We start from the raw sequence: 20328 nt of genomic DNA, 5'->3' as shown, positions 1-20328 counted from the left end.
ATCCTTTACTGCCTCAACGCAATATTTGCGTTTCCGAGGCAGATCAAGCGCCGCTCAGGCTAGCCGATCACTTTTCCTGCATAAGCGCAAAAATTGCCGAGTGATCCTTGTCCCCCAGCCCCTTGGCCATCGCCCGGTCCATCATCTGCGCCAGGCTCGCCGCATGGGGCAAGGACAGGTCCAGCGCCTTCGCCGCCTCCATGGCCAGGCCGATATCCTTGCGGTGCAGGCGAATGCGGAAGCCCGGCTCGAAGGTCTCATTGACCATGCGCTCGCCATGAACCTCGAGGATGCGTGACGCTGCAAAGCCGCCCATCAGCGCCTCGCGTACCTTGGCCGAGTCAGCACCGGCTGCCTTGGCGAGCAGGAGCCCCTCCGCCACCGCTTCGATGGTGAGGCCGACGATAACCTGGTTGACCACCTTGGCGGTCTGTCCTGCACCCACCTCGCCGATGCGGGTAATGTTCTTGCCCATGATCTCGAACAGCGGCCAGGCGCGATCGAAATCGGCCTCGGAGGCCCCCACCATGATCGTCAACGAGGCGGCCTTTGCACCCACTTCGCCGCCCGATACCGGGGCATCGACATAGCTGGCGCCCTTTTCGCCGATACGTGCGGCGAAGTCCTTGGTGGCCACGGGGGAAATCGAGCTCATGTCGATAACCATTTTGCCGGCCGAAAGCCCTTCTGCAACGCCGTTGGCTCCGAAGAGAACCGCTTCCACATCGGGTGTGTCGGGCACCATGAGGATGATGATCTCGGCGGCCTCGGCGACGGCCTTTGCACTATCGAGGGCTGTCCCGCCAGCCTCGACCAGGTGCTGCGAGATGTCCTTGACCCGATGGAGAAACACCTCATGTCCGGCCGCGATCAGATGACCTGCCATGGGGCGGCCCATGACGCCAAGGCCGATGAAACCGATCTTCATGCGCGTGTTCTCCATTCGTTGAACCAGCCCAGACCGGCAGAGGTACCGGCGAGCGGCTTGTATTCGGCACCGACCCAGCCGTCATATCCGGCCTCATCCAGCGCCTTGCAAATATTGCGATAATTGATCTCGCCCGTCCCCGGCTCGTTGCGTCCCGGATGGTCGGCGATCTGCACATGAGCGATGCGCGATTGCAGGCGTTCGAAGGTGGGCAGGAGATCACCCTGCACCACCTGCATGTGATAGAAATCGTACTGCAAGTGGACATTGTCGTGCCCGACCGCCTCGGCGATGCGCTCGAAATCGTCCGTGGAATTGACGAGAAAGCCGGGAATGTCGCGGGGGTTGATCGGCTCGAGCAGAAGCTTGATGCCGGCCTCGGCCAGGCGCGGCGCGGCATAGGCGAGATTGTCGATCAGGACCTGTTCGAGCGCAGCGCGATCATGGCTAGCTGGCGCGATTCCGGCGAGGCAATTGATTTGCATGCAGGCGGTGGCCTGGGCGTAGGCGATAGCTGTCTCCACGCCCTGACGGAACTCTTCGACGCGGTCGGGGTGGCAGGCAATGCCCCGCTCGCCAGCGCCCCAGTCGCCGGCCGGCAGGTTGAACAGGGCCTGGGTCAGATTGTGCTGCTGCAAGAGGGCAGCAACTGCCTGCCTGTCCTGATCGTAGGCGCCGACATATTCGATGGCTTCGAACCCGTCATTGGCGGCAGCCGCAAAGCGCTCCATGAAGGGCAGATCTGTATAGAGCATTGAAAGATTTGCCGAAAAACGGGGCATGGATCAGGCTCCCTTCAACGGGCCGGGATAGGGGATGAAGTCCCCGCCGCGACAGGATTTGAGATAATTGAGCGCATGGACCTGGCCGACCATTTCGAGTTCCTCGCGATAGACCGGATCATGCCAGCCTTCGATATCGATGGCGCCGGTATAGCCGACGAGGCGCAGTTCGGAGATGACATCGGCCCAATTGGTGTCGCCGAAGCCGGGCGTGCGCATCCAGACGGCCTTTTCCTTGCCACCGAAGCCGTGCTTCTTGATCACGTCCCAGCGGATGGTGGCGTCCTTGCCGTGAACGTGGAAGAACTTGTGACCCCATTCGCGGATTTGTGGAATGGGATCAATGAGATAGGCCATCTGGTGGCATGGCTCCCATTCAAGGCCCAGATTGTCTTCCGGCAGCTCGTTGAACATCATCGACCAGGCATCGGGATTGTGGGCGATGTTCCAGTCGCCGGTGGCCCAGTTGCCGCCGTGCATGGCGCAGTTTTCAAAGGCAATTCTGACCCCTTTGTCGGCAGCGCGTTTCGAGAGCTCGCCCCAGACCTTCTTGAACTGGGGCAGGCTTTCCTCGATGGGGCGATTGCGGATGCGGCCGGTGAAGCCGGCAATGCAGGTGGCGCCGAAATGGTGGGCATTGTCGATCAATGCTTCCCAGCCACGCAGAGTTTCGACGTCTTTATCCTTGTCTTCCAGAGGGTTACCGAACATGCCCATGGTTGAGATGGTCACGTCGCGATCGCCGATCGCCTCCTTCATGCGCTTGGCGAGTTCCGGAAGGTCCTTGTTCACGGTCTGCCAGAAATAGGGCTCGATGCTTTCAAAACCGTGCGGCAGGATCTTTTCGAGATAGCCGATCGGGTCGGGTTCGTGCCCACGGATCATGGTGCCGATGCGAATGGCTTTGGGGTCTATAGCCATGAAATATCTCCTTAAATTACGATCTCGACGCGGCGGCCCTGCTCGCTGGCGTCGATGGCGCCCAGCACCATGGCGAGACTTTTTATATTCTCGCTGCCCACGGTTTCGGGTATCGGCCCGCCCTGGGTGGCGCGGATGAAATCGGTGATCACGCCCATATGGCCGCCGATGCGATCGGCGGGCTCAAGTGCTGGAATTTCAAGGACTTGCGTGTCGGGCAGAAGTCTTCCGGCCTCATGGGGCAAGCTGTGTTCGGCGCGGATGTCATCGGCGCCGTCCCAGAGAATGGAGCCTTGCGTGCCGGTAATGCGCCAAGTGCTTTCCCAGCTCGTGCGCAGGCCCGGCGCGCACCAGGACCCCCGGTAAGTCATTACAGCGGCACGCGAAAATCGGAAGCTGGCGAGAGCCGAGGAATCCCGTTCATACCAGCTGGCCTTGGGATTCCACTCCTCGGCATAGGCCGACACGGCCACATCGTCGGCAAGGAAGCGCGCGGCGTCGAAAGTGTGGACGGCCATATCGAGCAAAAGCACGTGCGGCATGGTCTCCCGGAAGCCGCCGAAATGCGGGTCGAGGAAAAAATCGCAATGAAGTCCAGTAACTTCGCCGATGGCCCCGGAGGCGATCAGCCGGCGGATGCGGCGTAGCTGGGCGAGGTAGCGACGGTTCTGGATGACGACGTGGAGACGCCCTGCGGCCTGGGCCCGGGCGACCAAATCCCTTGCCTGATCAAGGGTTTCGGCCATGGGCTTTTCGGAAAGAACATGGGCGCCCGCGGCGAGTGCTGTCGAGACGATTCCGTGGCGTACTGCGGGAATGGCAACATCGAGCACGATGGCTGGATTGTGCTTTTCCAGCATCGGTTTAAGGTCCGTGCCGATATCGGGATTGATCCCCTGTTCAGCGGCGCGGGCCTCGGCATTGGCAGGATTGAGGTCGACGATGCCGACGATGTCGACGCCGCCGATGGACTTGATGCAGTCGAGCCATTTGCGGCTCATGGCACCGGCACCGACCAGCACGGCCTTAGCATTTGAGGTCATTTGGCTAGCAGACTGTTCACGTTGAGAGTGTGGAAAGGCGCGTACGGTGCAACATGCGCTTGTTACGCGGATCGGGATTGGGCACCGCCGAAATCAGGGCGCGGGTATAGGCCTCGTCGGGCTCGGTGCAGATCTTTTCCGCGGACCCGATCTCGACCAGCTTGCCCCGATGCATGACGGCGACCCGGTCGCAGAAATAGCGAACGACCGAAATGTCGTGCGAGATGAAGATGAAGGAGAGACCGAGCCGCTGCTGGATGTCGAGCAGCAGATCGAGGATCTGGCTGCGGATCGACACGTCGAGGGCCGAGGTGGCCTCATCGGCGATGATGACGCGCGGATCGAGGGCGAGCGCGCGGGCGATGCCGATGCGCTGGCGCTGCCCGCCGGAGAAGGCGTGGGGGTAGCGCTCCATCACATCGGGGGAGAGTCCGACCAGACGGAGCAGTTCGGCGACTTTTTCATCGATCTGCTTTTGCGTGCGCCTGCCCTCGACGACCAGTGGATCGCCTACGATTTGCCGGATGGTCATGCGCGGATTGAGCGAGGCATAGGGGTCCTGAAAGATCAGGCGCACGTCGGCGTGGAATTTGCGGAGACCCGACTTGTTGAGCCCGGTGACGTCGATGTCATTGCCCTGGCGATCCTTGTAGATGACCTGGCCCGATGTCGGCTCAACGGTGCGCAGGATGAGGCGACCCAGCGTGGTCTTGCCCGAGCCGCTTTCGCCGACAATGCCGAGATTTTCGCCGGCATTGAGCACGAGACTGACATCGTCCACGGCCTTGACGGCAAACTTCTTGCCACCCAGGAAGCCCTTGGCGCCGCCATAGGTCTTGGCAAGGTTTTTGACGACGAGGATCGGTTCAGGCGCAGCATCGCGGATGGCGCGGATTTCTGCGGGCTGTTCGAGCTTTTGCGTCGAGGCCAGAAGGCGCTGCGTATAGGGGTGCTGCGGCGCGTGGAAGATGGTGTCGACATCGCCGGTCTCGACGATTTTGCCGAAGCGCATGACGGCGACATCGTCGGCCACTTCGGCCACGACACCCATGTCATGGGTGATGAGCAGCATGGCCATGCCGCGCTCGGTCTGAAGCCGCTTGATGAGATCGAGAATTTCCGCCTGAGTGGTGACATCTAGAGCGGTGGTCGGCTCGTCGGCAATGAGGATGTCCGGGTTGCAGGCGAGTGCCATGGCGATCATGGCGCGCTGGCGCATGCCGCCGGAAAACTCGAAGGTGTAGCGGTCGGCCATTTCCGCCGGATTGGGGATTTCCACCTGCCCCAGGAGTTCGATGGTGCGAAGGCGGGCAGCCTTCTTGTCGAGGCCGGAATGAAGGCGCAGGACTTCGTCGATCTGGCTACCGATGGTGTGGACCGGCGAGAGCGAGGACATCGGCTCCTGGAAGATGAGGCCAATGCGGGCGCCGCGCACCGCACGGACCTGCGGTGCGTTCGCAGCCAGTTGGGCCAGATCGGTTTCCTGGCCCTGGGTGCGCAGGATGATGCGGCCCGACACCATGTGGCCGGGGCGATCGACAATGCGCATGAGCGAGCGGGCGGTGACCGATTTGCCGGAGCCGCTTTCGCCCACGAGAGCCAGGGTGCGGCCGCGATGAAGCTCGAAATTCACGTCGCGCACGGCATGCAGGATATGGGTGCGCAGGTGGAAGTCGAGGGAGAGATTTTCGACGCTGAGAACGGGCTTTTCCATTTGTCTGTGTCCTCAGGTTTCGTAGGGGTCAGCGGCGTCGCGCAGACCATCGCCGAAGAAGTTGAAAGAGAGCACGGCCACGACCACGGCAAGGCTCGGCCAGATCAGCAGCCACGGCGCGGTGGAGATGGAGCGGATATTCTGCGCGTCCTGCAGCAGGACGCCCCAGGAAACCACCGGCGCCTTGAGCCCGACGCCGAGGAAGGAGAGCGAGGTTTCGGCAATGATCATCGAGGGTACGGCCAGGGTGACGACGGCCAGGATGTGGCTCGTCAGCGAGGGCAGGATATGGCGGAAGATGACGCGGCGTTCGCCCGAGCCGTCGAGCTTGGCGGCGGTGACGAAATCCTCGTTCCTGAGCGCAAAGAAACGACCACGCACCTCGCGCGCCAATCCGGTCCAGCCCAGGAGCGAGACGATGATGGTGATGACGAAATAGACGTTTATCGGTGACCAGGTGAGCGGGATGGCGGCCGCCAGCCCCAGCCAGAGCGGAATGGTGGGCATGGCCGAGACCACTTCGATGACGCGCTGGATGGCTGTATCGACCCAGCCGCCGAAATAGCCGGAGATGGAGCCGAGCACGACGCCGAGGAACAGCGACAGCGTGACCCCGATAAGGCCGATCGACATGGACACGCGCGTCCCATAGACGAGGCGGCTCAAGAGGTCCCGGCCCAGCCGGTCGGCACCGAGCAGGTACATGGTGTCGTTGGGATCGAGTGGGCCGATCAGGTGACGATTGGCGTCGAAGATGTTCCAGAGCTTATAGGCCGGGCCTTCGACGAAAAAGCCGATGGGAATGATGACATCGTCATCCACCACGAAGGTGCGGCGCAGGGCGGCCTGATCGATCTCGACGCGATAGCCCTTCACATGCGGCTGGAATTCGCCGGCATTGTTGAAAAGACCGATGGTCTGGGGCGGTGCATAGGTGAACTGGGCGCGACTGGTGTCGGGGAGGCCGGGCGCGAGGAATTCGGCAAAGGCGGCGACCAGATAAAGTGCCAGGATCACCCCGCCGCAAAACAGGGCCACCTTCTGGGCGAGGAACTTGCGCCAGATCAGTTTCCACTGACCGGCAGCGGCATCGGAAATGGGGTCCATACCGGGCTTGAGCCCGGAAATGGCGGGACCATGTTCCTCTTCGATGACCTTGGCGTCGAGGGCGGGAGAGCTACTCATGCCATCACCTCAATTGTACCGGATGCGCGGATCGAGCAGCGCCAGCAGGATGTCGGAAATCAGCATGCCCACAAGGGTCAGCACGCTGAGCAGGAGAATGAAGCTGCCCGCCAGATACATGTCCTGGGCCACCAGCGCGCGCAGCAGGAGCGGCCCGGCGGTGGGCAGGTTGAGCACGATGGCGGTGATGGTGACACCCGAAATGAGGTCTGGCAGCACCCAGCCGATGGCGGAGACGAAGGGATTGAGGGCGATGCGCACCGGGTATTTGAGGATGACCTTGTATTCCGGCAGGCCCTTGGCGCGGGCGGTGACCACATAGGGCTTGGATAATTCGTCGGTGAGATTGGCGCGCAGGATGCGGATCATGGCGGCGGTGCCGGACATGCCGATGACGAGGATGGGGATCCACAAATGCAGAATGAGGTCCCAGAGCTTGGCCCAGCTCCAGGGCGCATCGACATACTCTGGCGAGAACAGCCCGCCCACCGACTGGCCGAAAAAGCGGAACGAGACATACATCAGCGTCAGGGCCAGGATGAAGTTAGGCACGGCCAGGCCAATGAAGCCGAAGAAAGTAAAGACGTGATCGCCGATGGAATTGCGGCGCACTGCCGAATAGATGCCGATGGGCAGCGACACGGCCCAGACCAGCAACAGAGCGGCAAAGGAAATGGCGAGGGTGGACCCCATGCGCGACCAGATGACCTCGGCCACTGGCTGGTTCCACTCGAAGGAAAAGCCGAAATCGCCGCGGGTCAGGATGCCCCACATCCATTTGCCGTACTGCACCCAGACGGGCTGATCGAGCCCATATTGGCTGCGCAGCCGTTCGACGGTGGCCGCATCGATGGGCGCGCCGCCATCGGCGAGGGTGGACATCAGCGAGGTGAGGTAGTCACCGGGCGGAAGCTGGATGATGGCGAAGGAGATGATCGACATGCCGAACAAGGTCGGGATCATGTAGGCCAGTCGCTTCAGGATATAGTTCAGCATTGCCGTTCCTCTTTCGGCCTTGCGGGGAGATTCGGCGCCGCGCGCCGGATCCGGGGGTTTGGTGCAGGGGCAGGCCCCTCACCCGCCGCTTCGCGTCGACCTCTGCCCGAGCGGGAGAGGTGAAGGGGTTATGCCCAGAGCAGGTGCACCACTTCCATGGTCTCGATCTCGGTGATGTCGAGGCTGGCGCGATTGCCCTGCACTGTCACGATCAGCTCGGTGCCGGACACCAAAAGGCTGGCCGAGCGAAGGGTTTTGCCCTCCGGAATTTCGATGGACACCTTGAGCGGGCCGACCGGCCAGGTGTCGCGGAGCGGACCCTTCATCATCATGGGATTGGTGAGATTGAGAATGCAGAGCGTGCGGCCATCGGCGCTGTCATGCAGTCCCAGATCGAAGACGCCGCGGCCCTCGAGGGTGACCTCGGGCGCCTTGCCCAAGGCCCATTTGACAGCATTGGCAATGAGCAGGCCCTGGTCGGGAGCCAGGTAGGTCCAGAACACCTCGCCGATATTCCACGGGATATAGGCGATGCGGCCACCGGCAGCGGTGGTGCGGGCGGAGACGCCCACGCCCTGGGGCGGCAGGCGCGGATAGACTTCCTCCATGGGCAGATCGGGGAAATCAGGCACGGTGAGGAAGGGCTGATCGAGCTCGGTGGTGGGCGCAACCGCCACCAGCTCAGTGCCGCCGATGATGCGCTGGGAATTGTGGAAGCCGCGATTGATGGGGTGCACGCCATTGATGGCGACGTAGGAATTGCGGACCTTGTCGCGGGGCGGGCTTTTCATGGTCACACCGAAGACGTCGGCGAGACCGAAATCGGAGCGGGCCTCGCCCTTTTCGTCATAGAGCGAGGTCTGGTGCGCGGCCACGACCGACCCGCCGCCGGCGACGTAATCGCGGATGGCCTGGCACTGTTCGTCTGAGAGATAGGTGGCATTGGCCAGGATCACGACCTTGAAGCGCTTGAGCGCCTCGGCGGTCATCACCTGATCAGAGATGAATTCGAAGGGCAGCCGGGCTTCGACCAGCGCCTGGTAGAAGCCCAGGTCGTTGAGCTCGGCCAGGTGGCGCTTGTCCGGGTCCCAGTGGCGCAAGGTGGTGGCCGGATCGATGACGGCGATTTCGGCCGTGGGCTCGGTGCCGGTCAAGGCCGCTTCGACCTTTGCATGCAGGCGGAATGCGTTGGCGGTGGGCTCGACCCAGCGGTCGTCGGGAATGCAGGCGTTGAACTTGGTGAACCAGGGGAAGAGGCCCTGGGTGATGCCGGCATGGATCCATTGCTCGATTTCGGGACCGGACTGCACCGAATCCTTCCAGCGCGGGATTTCCTCGGGCCCGATCGAGGTGATGAGGCCGACCGGGCGATCGCGGAAGGTGGCGCGGATGCGCTTGCCGTTGCGGCCTGCCGACCAGGCCGGCTCGACATTGCGGCGCCCCTGATGGTCCACGAACAGGATGGGGCAATGCTTCTTGATGACGGAGAGATCGAACTCCATCAGCGAGGAGCCGCTCATATTGGGAATGAAGCTGGCATGCGGCTTGACCTTCTTGACCTCGTCATCCCAATGGGCGACGAGCCTGGTCAGGGTCGTGCGGCGCCAAGCGGCCCAGGCCTGCCAGACCGGATCGGCGGCAAGGCTGGTTTCGGGCAGGTCATAGCCGGAATAGGCGCGGAAATTGTCTTCGCAGGCCTTGCAATAGCAGACGCCATGGCCCTGCCAGCGATTGCCGAACACGGCGTCGATGTCGTACTTCCCGGCGATCTCGACGATGACCTTCGTCATGAAATCGAAATTGTAGCTCGAATAGGCGCAGGTGACGTAGATGCCGGGCATGGCCCAGTGCTCGCGTGGCTGGCGATCGACGGTCAGCGAGACCCATTCGGGATGGGCCTCGGCGGCATCGGCATGGATGGCGTGGGGATCGACGCGGGCCATGACATGCATGTCGAGCTTGCGCGCCTCATCGACCAGACGGCCGAACGGATCGGTGTCGCCGATGAACTTGGAGACGTAGTGCAGCGGGATTTCGCTGGGATAATAGGCGATGTAGCCGCCCGCCGAGAGGCAGAGGGCGTTCGACTCTGTGCGCCGGAAGACATCGACCCAGAAATCGGGATCGTAGCGCTGCGGATCGTCCTCGACGAAGGTCAGCTGCGTCCAGCGCGTGGCGCTCTTGTACCAATCGGGGCTGCGCAGGCCAGGCGCGGTGGGGCTGTCTTCGAGCTTGAGCATCGGGGGGAGGTCCAATCTGGCAGAGGGGGGCACCGGCGGCAGGAACCGACCGCCGGCGCAGAGAGCTGACGCGGGAGGGGCGTCAGCTGATGTAATATTGTTCCGGGTTGGTCGGCGCCGGCGTCGGATAGCCCCAGGAATTGGGCATGGATGGCGCCATGTTGCGAATGCGGTTGGCGACCACGCCATAGCCGTCCATGGGCAGGGTGATGCCGAAGACGTAGAACTGGTCGGCGGCGATCTGAATGATCTCGGCCATCAATTCGCGCTGCTGATCCTGATCGCCGGTCTGACGCACCTGGTTGTAGAGCTCGAACTGGCGCTGGGTCTCGGCCGAGGGCTCGACGGCATCGGGCGAGGACGGATCGTTGTACCAGATCTGCCAGCCCTTGGCGTAGAAGGCCTCGGTGGTATTGGGGAAGTAGTAGCGCGGATCGAGCACGGCCGAGATGCCGCTATTGCCGCCGAACTTGTGCACGGTGGCGTCGTATTCGCCGCCCTGGCGAACGCGCACTTCCCAGAGCGAGCGATCCATGGTGCGCATCTGTACGTCGAGCCCGACGGCGCGGAGCATGGGCAGGACCAGCTGGAAGCTGTCGACGAAGGTCTGGCGCACCTGGTCGATCTCGAAAATGATCGAGAGACGATTGCCGTTTTCCATCAGGCGATAGCCTTCGCCGTCCTTGTTGGGCATGAGCGCATCGAGCAGCTCATTGGCGCGGGCCGGGTCGAACTCGGTATATTGGGTGGCGAGCTGCTCGTTATAGAGCGGGTCCTCGGCCCGGATAGAGGGCTGGGCGGGGGCGCCCTGGCCGATGAAGATGGTGTCGATGACGGCCTGCCGGTCGATGGCGTGGCTCAGCGCGATGCGGAAATCCTTGTTCTGGAACAAGGCGCGCTTGGTCTCGTCCGGGTGGGTGAGATTGAGCTGGAACACCATCTCGTTGGGCTCGGTCGAGGTGGTGGTGTAAAAGCCGTAGCGGCCGGTTTCCTGCCCGTCATAGAGCACGGCGCGATTGGCGGGCGTGGCGATCCACTGGTCGATGACGTCGATCTCGCCCTGCAGGGTTTTGAGCAGCAGCACCTCGTTGTCGGCGGCCACGGCATAGGTGACGCGATCGATATAGGGGAGCTGGTTGCCCTCGGTATCGACCTTGAAATAGTAGGGATTGCGGTCGGCGATGGAGAAATCGGCGGATTCCCCGATGGGCTGGACGATCTTCCAGCCGTAGAGGGTGGGGATGTCCTTGTTCTTGAAAATCTCGCCGTCGACGGCGATGCCGCTCATGATCTGGAACAGCTGCACCCAGCCGGTCATGCCGCGATCCTGGGCCAGTTTATCGGCGTCGGGATTGTACTTGATGTGGAACTGCTCGAGGTAGTGACGCGGCGTGCGGGTCGCGCGGTCGTCATTGGCCCAGGCGAGGCGCATCGGCAAAAGACCATTGGGCTGGCTGAAGATGATCTGGAAGGTGGTTTCGTCCACCTTTTCGAACCGGGCCATGGAGCCATCGGTGGAGCGCAGGGGGGTCGGAGCGCTGACGGTCAGCTCTTCGTTGAGCAGCACGTCCTCGTAAAAGAACATGATGTCGTCGGTGGTGAAGGGCTGGCCATCGGACCATTTGTGCCCTTCGCGCAGCTTGAAGGTATAGACGGTGGCATCCTCGTTGGCTTCGTAGCTTTCGGCCACATTGGGGATGACGCCGGTGAAATCGGGCGTGAAGCGCACCAGCGGCTCGTAGCCCTGGTAGCGGTGCATCATGTTGAGCGAGCCACCTCCGACCAGAGCCGCGCGCAGATCGCCGCCATATTGGCCGATGCTCTCGAGCGGCTGAACCACCATGGGATTGAGCGGCAGGCGCTCGGCCAGCGGCGGCAAGGTGCCTGCGGCGACAGCCTCGGCCAGAGCCGGCGCTTCCTTGAGCGGCGCCTGGGCGAAGACGGGAATGGCGGGGAGCAGCATAGCGGCGCCGGTGGCAGCCAGAAATGTCCTGCGGGAAATGGTGGTCATCGTGGTTCCTCCTCCGCCCGGGCGACCTAACATGTCACTCTTCGAGCTAACGGAAGCTTCACAGCACCAAACTGTTAGGTCAATATGTTTTTCGAAATCGTTTCCGAAATTTGATCGCACTGGCTAAAACACTGCGCATTAACAGCATTTTCGCGACTTCAGGGCTGCGCTTGCGCATAATTTCTGGCGTGATACAACCTAACGAATTGCGCGAGAGCTGCCTTTGAAGAAAGTTACGCTTCAAGACATTGCCGACAAATTGGGTGTGTCCAAATTCGCCGTTTCGCGCGCCCTTTCCGGCAAGGATGGGGTCAGCGAGGAGACGCGCCTGCGCATAGAAGGCAAGGCGCTGGAAATGGGCTATCTGCGCGCCGCCGACATGATCCCGGCACAAAAGGTCATCCAGATCGTGTTTGCCGAACACGACCCGGTCAACAGCGAATTGTGGATGCAGATGCAGAACGGCATCCAGTTCGAAGCTGCGGCGGCCGGCTATCAGCTGCACACCCATTGGGCGCCCGATGCCGAACGCGCCCAGGCCATCGCACTTTCCGGGGTCGGCATCATTCTCGTCGGCCAGCATGGGACGGAGATCGTTTCGGCGCTGGGAGCCTCTGGCCGGGCCATGGTGCGGCTGGGCTGGGTGCTGCCGCTGGAACAGACCGATCAGGTCAGCGGCGCCGACCACGAGGCCGGCAATGCGGTGGGCCAGTATCTGCTGGCGCGCGGACACAAGCGGGTCGGCTTCGTGCATGGCAGCCGGGTGCTGCGCGGCCGCATGGAGCGCCTGTTCGGCCTGCGCGAGGCACTGCTCGCGGACGACGACGCCTCGGTCTGCGAAATCCAGTTCAATGCCGACAATCCCTTCGCCCAGTCGTTCCTGGGGCTCAAGGCAGAAGGCGACATGCCGACCGCCCTGTTCTGCTCGCATGACAGCCTGGGCGTCTTCGTGGTCTCGGAACTGCACCGACTGGGCTATCGCGTACCAGAGGACGTCTCGGTGATCGGCTATGGCGACTTTGCCGCCGCCACCCAGATTTCGCCGATGCTGACGACGCTGCGCCTGCCGGGCGGCGACATGGGGATTGCCGCGCTGCGCCTATTGCTCGAGCGCATGGACGCGGACCGACGGCAATTGCCGCCGCGCCGGCTGATGCTGGTGCCGGAGCTGATCGAGCGCGATTCCGTGGCCGATCTGCGATAAGAGTTGGGGGAAGAGCGCCCTTGCGTTTGACTGCGCTTCGACAGTCATCCCGTGTCGCGCCCGGCCAGCACCCGCGAGCGGAGGCCCTCCAAGCCGAGATCGCCGCGTTCGCGAGGATAACTGCGAGCACGCCCCGACGGCGTGAGCGGAAAACCCGATGCTATAAAGCGGGGAACAATTGCCAGCGCCTGGGGCGGAAGGCGATGCGGGAGCGTTCATTGGCCGGATGATCGAACGGCAGGTCGATCTCGACGCGATGGGCGGCGCCGCCCAGTTCGAGCTCGACACGGCGCGTACCCCCTACCCTGCGGCTCGACGCGACGATACCGGCAAGAGCCGCATCGCCTTGGACGAGTTCAATGTCATGGGGACGGAAAAACAGGCGCGCCGGCCCCTGATGCCCGGGAGCCGCGACACCGATCGGGCGGTCGCCCAGCCAGAGATCGCCTTTTTCGGCGGTGACGGCCAGCTCGCTCGATTCACCGATGAAGCCGAAGACGAAGGGCGAGGTGGGCGTGTCGTAGACGCTGTCGGGCGTCCCGACCTGTTCGATGCGCCCCTGGCTCATGACGCAGAGGCGGTCGGCGAGTTCCAGCGCCTCTTCCTGGTCATGGGTGACGAAAATAGTGGTGTGGCCGGTGCGGTCATGGATTTCGCGCAGCCATTTGCGCAGCTCGCGCCGGACCTGGGCATCGAGCGCGCCGAAGGGCTCATCGAGCAGCAGGACCCTGGGTTCGATGGCCAATGCGCGGGCAAGAGCGACGCGCTGGCGCTGGCCGCCGGACAATTGATTGGGATAGCGCTTTTCGAGCCCGGAGAGCTGAACCAGATCGAGCAATTCGAGGGCGCGGCGGCGGATTTCACCGGCAGCCGGGCGGCTAGAGCGCGGGCGCACCTTGAGGCCGAAGGAGACGTTTTCCAGGATCGTCATGTGCCGGAAGAGCGCGTAATGCTGGAACACGAAGCCGATGTTGCGCTCCTGAACGCTTTTCTCGGACGCATCCTCGTCGCCGAAGAAAATCTTGCCCTCGGTGGGCCGTTCCAGCCCGGCAATGAGCCGCAACAGGGTGGTCTTGCCCGATCCCGAGGGCCCGAGCAACGCAATCAGTTCGCCCGAATGGATGTCCAGCGACACATCGTGCAGAGCTGGAAACTTGTCGAATTCCTTGCGGACGTTTTGAACGCGTACTTCCATTGAACCTTCCTGTCAGTGACCCCGGCCGGTGGCGGCGAGTTCTTCGCCAAAACGCCATTCCAGGGCCGACTTAAGCACGAGAGTAACCAGGGCCAGCAAGGCCAGGAGCGAGGCCAGCGCAAAGGCCGCCGTGCCCTGATACTCGTTATAGAACATTTCCACCTGCAGGGGCATGGTGGTGGTCTGGCCGCGGATCTTGCCCGAAACCACGGCCACGGCGCCGAACTCGCCCATGGCGCGGGCATTGCACAGCAGCACGCCATAGAGCAGGCCCCACTTGATATTGGGCAGCGTCACCCGCCAGAAGGTCTGCCAGCCCGAGGCGCCAAGCGAGAGCGCGGCTTCCTCGTCGCCGGTGCCCTGGTCCTGCATGAGGGGGATCAGTTCGCGCGCCACGAAAGGGAAGGTCACGAAGATGGTGGCCAGGACAATGCCGGGAACGGCGAACAAGATCTCGATGCCGTAGGACTTGAGCCACGGCCCCAGGACGCTGCCGGTGCCGAAAAGGAGCACATAGACAAGGCCCGAAATCACCGGGGAAACCGAAAAGGGCAGATCGATCAGGGTGATGAGGAAGGCCTTGCCCTTGAACTCGAACTTGGCGATGGCCCAGGAGGCGGCAATGCCGAAGACAACATTGAGCGGTACGGCAATGGCGGCCACCAGGAGCGTCAGTCGGATGGCCGACTGGGCATCGGGGGTGGAAAGGGCCGCCAGGAAGCCGCCGATATTGTTGCGGAAGGCCTCGATGAAGACGGCCACGAGCGGCATGACCAGGAACAGCGCCATGAAGGCGAGGCCGATCAGGATCAGGGACCAGCGAACCCAGACCGGCTCGTTGGTCGGCGAGACGCGGTGTGCGCGAGCGCGCAATCTAGTGGCCATAGCCATATCTCCTGCGGCTCCAGGCCTGAATGAGATTGATGACGAAAAGCATGGCGAAGGAAATGGCCAGCATCACCGTGGCGATGACGGCGGCGCCGGCATAATTGAACTCTTCGAGCCGGATGACGATCAGGAGCGGCGCGATTTCCGAGACAAAGGGAATGTTGCCGGCAATGAAGATGACCGAGCCGTATTCGCCGACCGCCCGGGCAAAGGCGAGCGCGAAACCGGTGAGGATGGCCGGCGCTAGGCTGGGGAGGAGAACGCGCGAAATGGTCTGGAAGCGGTTGGCGCCGAGAGTAGCGGACGCCTCCTCGACCTCCTTACTGGTCTCTTCGAGAATGGGCTGGATGGTGCGCACCACGAAGGGCAGGCCGATGAACACCATGGCGATAGTGATGCCGATGGGCGTATAGGCAACGCGCACGCCGAGCGGGGCCAGCACCTGCCCGACAAAGCCATTGGGTGCATAGATGGCGGTGAGCGCAATGCCGGCCACGGCAGTGGGCAGGGCAAAGGGCAGGTCGACCATGGCATCGAAGATGCGCCGGCCGGGAAACCGGTAGCGCACGAGGACCCAGGCGATCAGCGTGCCGAAGACCACGTTGATGCCGGCAGCGATGAGCGCGGTCACGAAACTGGTGCGCAGGGACGCGAGCACGCGCGGATCGAGCGCCATGGACCAGAAGCCGTTCCACCCGAGCCCCGCCGACCGCAGCACCAGTGCAACTAGGGGCACCAGAATGATCAGCGAGAAATAGGCGAGCGTAAAACCCATCGTCAGCCCGAAACCGGGAATGACGCTGGCTTGGCGGATGCGAAACACACTCATGCCGTGTGCTCGAAGGACATTAAAGCTCGAAGCACGTTCCGGCCCCCTTGACTGGTCCTAACCCTATGCGATCGGTCGTGTTTCTCAAGTTATCGATCCGACAAGTTTACGGGTGATGATAGAAATTCGTTCTGCGTTCAGCGCCAGAAGCGCCATGTCCGTTTTCCAGCATTGTCGGCGCCGATAGAGAAGGGGAAGAAATATCCTGGATTGTCGCCTGACGCGGACGCATGGCTAGGCTCCGGCGCCTTGCCGTTAAGAGACCAGGCATCCTGTTCGGCGCGGGTGAGGGGAACGGCGCCCTGGGCCGGATCGGGCAGACCGCCGAAGAAGTTGGCTTTGGCGGGGGCTTCGTCGCCGGCGTGGCGGGCCAGCTTACCGGGGCCGAATATTCCAAAGAAGTGAACCATGTCAGTCTCCCAATGCGGTTGCGGGGCCAAAGACAGGTGCGGCCGGCTGTTCGGGCCGGCCGCGGGATCGAATGTTACTGGGTGGGACCGGAATAGATCTGGTCGAAGATCCCGCCGTCGCCGAAGAAGGCGGGCTGGGCTTCGCGCCAGCCACCGAAATCCTCGATGGTGACGAGGTTCACCTCGCCGAAGCGGGCAATGTCCTCGGGGGCCGCGGCGTCCGGATTGGACGGGCGGTAGTAATGCTTGGCGGCTATCGCCTGGCCCTCATCGGAATAGAGATAGTCGAGATAGGCCTGGGCGACTTCGCTATTGCCCTTGCGCTCGGCATTGCCGGGGACCAGGGCCACTGGAGGTTCGGCCAGGATCGAGACCGAAGGCGTCACGATGTCGAAGGCGTCGGGGCCGAGTTCCTCAAGCGCCAGATAGGCCTCGTTTTCCCAGGCGAGCAGCACGTCGCCAATGCCGCGCTGCACGAAGGTGGTGGTGGAGCCACGGGCGCCGGTATCAAGGACGGGGACGTGCTTATAGAGCTCGGTGATATAGTCCCGCGCCGTGTCATCGCTGCCGCCATCCTGCGCCTTGGCCCAGGCCCAGCCTGCGAGCAGGTTCCAGCGCGCGCCGCCCGAGGTCTTGGGATTGGGGGTGATGACTTCGACGCCCTCGTCGATCAGGTCGCCCCAGTCGGCAATGGCCTTGGGATTGCCCTTGCGGACGAGGAAGACGATGGTCGAGGTGTAAGGCGCGCTGTTATTGGGCAGGAGCGTGCGCCAGTTTTCCGGGATCAGGTTCGGATTGGCATCGGAAATGGCATTGATGTCGCTTTCGAGCGCCAGGGTCACGACGTCGGCTTCGAGCCCGTCGATCACGGTGCGAGCCTGGGAGCCGGAGCCGCCATGGGTCACCTGGATGGCGACGCTTTCGCCCTTGGTCTCTTGCCAATGGCGGACAAAGGCCTCGTTGAACTCGCGGTAGAGCTCGCGCGTCGGGTCATAGGAGACGTTGATCAGCGTCTTGTCCTGGCCATGCGCCGTCAGGGCAAAGCCCATGGCCAAGGATGCGGCGAGGGCGGTATAGGCGAAAATCCTGGCTGTCCGTTTCATCGGAACCTCACGAGTGATGATGATGAAACCCTATCAAGTCAGTCGGGATTGAAAAGGCGCAGACTTGCCCGCCAAAGCCGCAGTATAGAAAATTTTACTCTCAAACTCTGCCAGGGCTACCAATTGGCACAATATCATTCTGAACTTTCGGCGTGAACTCTGTGCGCCTTGCGCAGGATGGCGTGCCTCGGCCGGCCCCAGGCAGGACCTGGGGCATCCAAAAGCGGGGTCGAGACGTAGTGACTTTCATCGAACAGGAGACGATCATCATGGCCGCAGGCGAGAAAATCTGGATCATCGGGGGCAGCAGCGGCATCGGTGCCGCGCTGGCCGAGGCCTATGCGGCGCGCGGCGCGCTGGTGGTGATTTCCGGGCGCAAGCAGGAAGCGCTGGACGAGGTCTCGGCCCGGCTGGGCGGCCAGGTGCGCGGCGTGGCCGCCGATGTCAACGACGTGGACAGTCTCGCGGCCGCCGCCTCAGCCCACGGTCCGTTCGACCGGGTGATCACGACGGCCGCAATCTATGATCCCGGCGCGGTGCTCAAGGCGGACCAGGAAAAGGCCGAGAACATCATCGTGGCCAATCTCACTGGCACGTTCAACGTGGCGCGGGTAGGCGCAAAACATGTGCGCAAGGGTGGGCAGGTCGTGCTGTTCGGCTCGGCCGCAGCAATTTTCGGGCTGCCACAGGGGCAGGTCTACTCGGCCACCAAGGCGGGCATCGTCAACCTGGCGCAAAGCCTGCGCGCCGAATTGTGGCCGGATGTCGATGTGCGGCTGGTGACGCCGGGCTTCGTGCGGACGCGACTGACGGACCAGAACACGTTCGAGATGCCGGCGATCCTCGAGCCTGAGGATGCAGCGCGGCGGATTCTCAAGGGACTGGACGGCAAGAGCTTCGAGGTGGCGTTCCCGCGCCGGCTGATCTGGCCGCTGCGCCTTCTGGCCGCTCTACCGAAACCGATCGCCTTTGCGCTGAGCGCGCGGCTCAAACAGTGAGCCGCGCCGCCCAATAACCGCCCAGGGCCGCCGCGCCGGTGACGAAGCCGCCCCAGAGCAGATCGACCGCGCTGACCTTCCAGGACCAGTCCTTGAGGGTGGCGAGGTTGGTCATGTCATAGGTGCCATAGGCAATGAGGCCCAGCGCGATGCCGGCGACCAGCGCCCAGACCCAGGACTGGGCATTGAGGGCGGGCACGACGGCAAAGCCGACCACGCCCACGACGTAGAAGAGATAGAAGACGCCGGCAGCGACGACATTGGGCCGCTCGAGCAGCAGATGTCCGATTTCGGAACGATAGAAACCGATGGCCAGGAAACCGAGCCAGATGAAGTCGAGAGCGAAGAAGACAACGGCTGAACCAGCGTAAGCTGCGAGCAGTGTACCGAACGATAATCCAGCCAATTGGCCCTCCTCAGATCCCAAACAATGGTTGCACCAGACGCACGAGGCGGCTGCGGAACTTCAACGGCGCATCGGTGATGGCCAGGCAGATGCAATCTTCATCGGTGCCGGCAATGGGCTGATGGGTCAGCTCGCCATCGGCCTCTTCGAGATCGCCCGGACCGAAATGATCGACTTCGTCGTGAAAGCTGCCCTTGAGCACCAGCGTCAGTTCACGGCCGCCATGGCTATGTTCGGGCACCGGCTTGCCGGCCGGAATTTTCAGCAGCCGAGCCTGCGTCTCGCCATCGTCGATCTTGATCATGCATTGATGACCAGCGCCGATATTGCGCCATTTGATGTCGGCCAGATTGCCGACATAGGAGCGCAAGGGCTCGGGCAGTTCGCTGCTGGCCATGGACCGGCGCGGGCGGGTATCGGCGCGGCTGGGAGCGGGGGCCTCGCCCAGACGGGATTTCAGCTGGTCCCAGGCATCGGCAGGACCCTGAACGGGTTCGAGCGCGTCGACCAGCACACCGGCCGCGGCCTCGACCAGGTCCAGCCGCTTGCGGCAAGGGGGGCACATGGCCAGATGCGTGGCGACGGCAAGGGACCAGCCTTCGGCAAGGTTGCCGGAAGCATAGTCGAGCAGCAATTCTTCACTGATGTGGTGCTTGACGCTCATTTCACATCCTCCAGCGCGGCGCGCAGGCGCCCAAATGCGAGGCGAATGCGGGATTTGACGGTGCCGATGGGCAGGCCGAGCTGTTTGGCGATCGTGCTGTGAGAGGCTTCATCGAAGAAAGAAAGGCGGATCAGGTCAACCTGTTCCTGGGGGAGAGTCTGCATTGCTTTATGTAAGGCATCGTGGCTTTGCCGCTGTTCCATGAGGTTGGCGGCGTCAGGTTCGGGATCGGCGGCGAGGGCTGGATCATTGGGGTCGAGTTCGGGCCGACGCTGCTTGCGCCAGGCGTCGATCCAGATATTGCGGGCGATGGTGAAGATCCAGGCGGAGGCGGGGCCACGGGAGGGATCGTATTGCCCCGCCTTGCGCCAGATCGCCAGCATGGTCTCCTGCATCAGGTCCTCGGCCGCCTGCGCATTGCGCGTCATCTTCAACAGATAGGCGCGAATACGCGGTGAGTAGTCCTGGAACAGGGCTTGAAACGCGTCCATGTCGGCATGGGCGGCGATCGCGATGATCTGTCTGCTCACATCCTCGGCTGGGGCCGTGGCTCGTTCCTGTTCCGTGTTCACCGGCAGATGTCCATTCCTCGTGCGCGACGCAAGGGGGCGCCGTGCTGGTAGCACAGCATTGTCGCATGGGCCGGCAAATGGGTAAATCGCAAGTGTCATGCCCTCTCTACGCCGTGAGAAAAAAAGCGGATCACAAGTCCGAATAAAATTCGGCAAGACCCTAATGGGATGCGATAATCGGGGCTTCGGCATGATCCGAAGCGCGGGGCGGATCGTAGCGCCTCCATATCATTTGGGAC

General features: G+C 62.7%; 19 protein-coding genes. 2 read left to right on the top strand and 17 right to left on the bottom strand.

All coding sequences use genetic code 11. The features are described from left to right. Positions 1-67 precede the first annotated feature (67 nt). The 9 genes from VE26_RS16205 to VE26_RS16165 all read right to left on the bottom strand — a co-directional run bounded on the left by VE26_RS16205 (position 68) and on the right by VE26_RS16165 (position 11820). On the bottom strand, positions 68-928 hold the full coding sequence (locus VE26_RS16205; RefSeq protein WP_046106140.1) for a 2-hydroxy-3-oxopropionate reductase: 861 nt from the start codon (positions 926-928) through the stop codon (positions 68-70). After that, positions 925-1710 carry a hydroxypyruvate isomerase gene (gene hyi, locus VE26_RS16200; RefSeq protein WP_046106139.1) on the bottom strand — a complete coding sequence of 262 codons (786 nt, stop codon included), beginning with the start codon at positions 1708-1710 and terminating at the stop codon, positions 925-927. Before hyi ends, VE26_RS16205 begins: the two co-directional genes overlap by 4 nt. A 3-nt stretch (positions 1711-1713) precedes the next feature. Next, entirely contained in the window at positions 1714-2631 is a 918-nt protein-coding gene (locus VE26_RS16195) for a sugar phosphate isomerase/epimerase family protein (RefSeq protein WP_046106138.1), read from the bottom strand. 11 nt (positions 2632-2642) lie between these two features. Further along, positions 2643-3674 (bottom strand): Gfo/Idh/MocA family protein, encoded by a 1032-nt coding sequence (locus VE26_RS16190; RefSeq protein ID WP_046106137.1) that lies wholly within the window; start codon positions 3672-3674, stop codon positions 2643-2645. A 16-nt stretch (positions 3675-3690) separates the two neighbouring features. Beyond that, a complete protein-coding gene (locus VE26_RS16185; RefSeq protein WP_046106136.1) occupies positions 3691-5388 on the bottom strand; it encodes an ABC transporter ATP-binding protein in 1698 nt (565 codons plus the stop codon). Positions 5389-5400: 12 nt separating this feature from the next. Next, on the bottom strand, positions 5401-6495 hold the full coding sequence (locus tag VE26_RS16180) for an ABC transporter permease (RefSeq protein ID WP_425283881.1): 1095 nt from the start codon (positions 6493-6495) through the stop codon (positions 5401-5403). Positions 6496-6582: 87 nt separating this feature from the next. Next, positions 6583-7569 (bottom strand): ABC transporter permease, encoded by a 987-nt coding sequence (locus tag VE26_RS16175; protein WP_046106134.1) that lies wholly within the window; start codon positions 7567-7569, stop codon positions 6583-6585. 128 nt (positions 7570-7697) lie between these two features. Continuing rightward, complete coding sequence (locus VE26_RS16170; RefSeq protein ID WP_046106133.1) at positions 7698-9809, bottom strand: family 10 glycosylhydrolase; 2112 nt, start codon at positions 9807-9809, stop codon at positions 7698-7700. An 82-nt stretch (positions 9810-9891) separates the two neighbouring features. Further along, positions 9892-11820, bottom strand: a complete 1929-nt coding sequence (locus tag VE26_RS16165) for an ABC transporter substrate-binding protein (protein WP_046106132.1) — start codon at positions 11818-11820, stop codon at positions 9892-9894. A gap of 223 nt (positions 11821-12043) precedes the next feature. On the opposite strand from VE26_RS16165, the gene VE26_RS16160 reads away from it, so the two are divergent. After that, the gene (locus VE26_RS16160; protein WP_046106131.1) at positions 12044-13024 is read left to right on the top strand and encodes a LacI family DNA-binding transcriptional regulator; all 981 of its coding nucleotides are present in this window, start codon (positions 12044-12046) and stop codon (positions 13022-13024) included. 160 nt (positions 13025-13184) lie between these two features. Here VE26_RS16160 and VE26_RS16155 read toward each other — a convergent pair whose 3' ends face one another. From VE26_RS16155 to VE26_RS16135, 5 genes are all read right to left on the bottom strand, one after another. Further along, entirely contained in the window at positions 13185-14219 is a 1035-nt protein-coding gene (locus VE26_RS16155) for a sulfate/molybdate ABC transporter ATP-binding protein (RefSeq protein ID WP_046106130.1), read from the bottom strand. 12 nt (positions 14220-14231) lie between these two features. After that, positions 14232-15110, bottom strand: a complete 879-nt coding sequence (gene cysW, locus VE26_RS16150) for a sulfate ABC transporter permease subunit CysW (protein ID WP_046106129.1) — start codon at positions 15108-15110, stop codon at positions 14232-14234. After that, entirely contained in the window at positions 15094-15936 is an 843-nt protein-coding gene (gene cysT / locus VE26_RS16145) for a sulfate ABC transporter permease subunit CysT (RefSeq protein ID WP_046106128.1), read from the bottom strand. Before cysT ends, cysW begins: the two co-directional genes overlap by 17 nt. Before the next feature lie 137 nt (positions 15937-16073). Beyond that, a complete protein-coding gene (locus VE26_RS16140; protein WP_046106127.1) occupies positions 16074-16346 on the bottom strand; it encodes a hypothetical protein in 273 nt (90 codons plus the stop codon). Positions 16347-16420: 74 nt separating this feature from the next. Beyond that, on the bottom strand, positions 16421-17449 hold the full coding sequence (locus VE26_RS16135) for a sulfate ABC transporter substrate-binding protein (RefSeq protein ID WP_046106126.1): 1029 nt from the start codon (positions 17447-17449) through the stop codon (positions 16421-16423). A 239-nt stretch (positions 17450-17688) separates the two neighbouring features. Here VE26_RS16135 and VE26_RS16130 point away from each other — a divergent pair, with 239 nt between their 5' ends. After that, positions 17689-18447 (top strand): SDR family NAD(P)-dependent oxidoreductase, encoded by a 759-nt coding sequence (locus tag VE26_RS16130; protein ID WP_200897259.1) that lies wholly within the window; start codon positions 17689-17691, stop codon positions 18445-18447. On the opposite strand, the gene VE26_RS16125 is transcribed toward VE26_RS16130, so the two are convergent. Genes VE26_RS16125 through VE26_RS16115 form a run of 3 tightly spaced genes read right to left on the bottom strand, consistent with a single transcriptional unit; the run spans position 18437 to position 20089 of the window. Beyond that, positions 18437-18853: a DUF2177 family protein gene (locus VE26_RS16125; RefSeq protein WP_046106125.1), complete on the bottom strand. Its 417-nt coding sequence runs from the start codon at positions 18851-18853 to the stop codon at positions 18437-18439. The two genes, VE26_RS16130 and VE26_RS16125, sit on opposite strands and share 11 nt — an antisense overlap. A 10-nt stretch (positions 18854-18863) precedes the next feature. Further along, positions 18864-19517 (bottom strand): ChrR family anti-sigma-E factor, encoded by a 654-nt coding sequence (locus tag VE26_RS16120; RefSeq protein WP_046106124.1) that lies wholly within the window; start codon positions 19515-19517, stop codon positions 18864-18866. Next, on the bottom strand, positions 19514-20089 hold the full coding sequence (locus VE26_RS16115) for a sigma-70 family RNA polymerase sigma factor (RefSeq protein ID WP_046106123.1): 576 nt from the start codon (positions 20087-20089) through the stop codon (positions 19514-19516). The genes VE26_RS16120 and VE26_RS16115 overlap by 4 nt, the downstream gene beginning before the upstream one ends. Positions 20090-20328 lie beyond the last annotated feature (239 nt).

The sequence above is a fragment of the Devosia chinhatensis genome (genome assembly GCF_000969445.1).
Taxonomy (GTDB): Bacteria; Pseudomonadota; Alphaproteobacteria; order Rhizobiales; family Devosiaceae; genus Devosia; species Devosia chinhatensis.
This window is presented reverse-complemented; position numbering and strand designations above follow the sequence as displayed.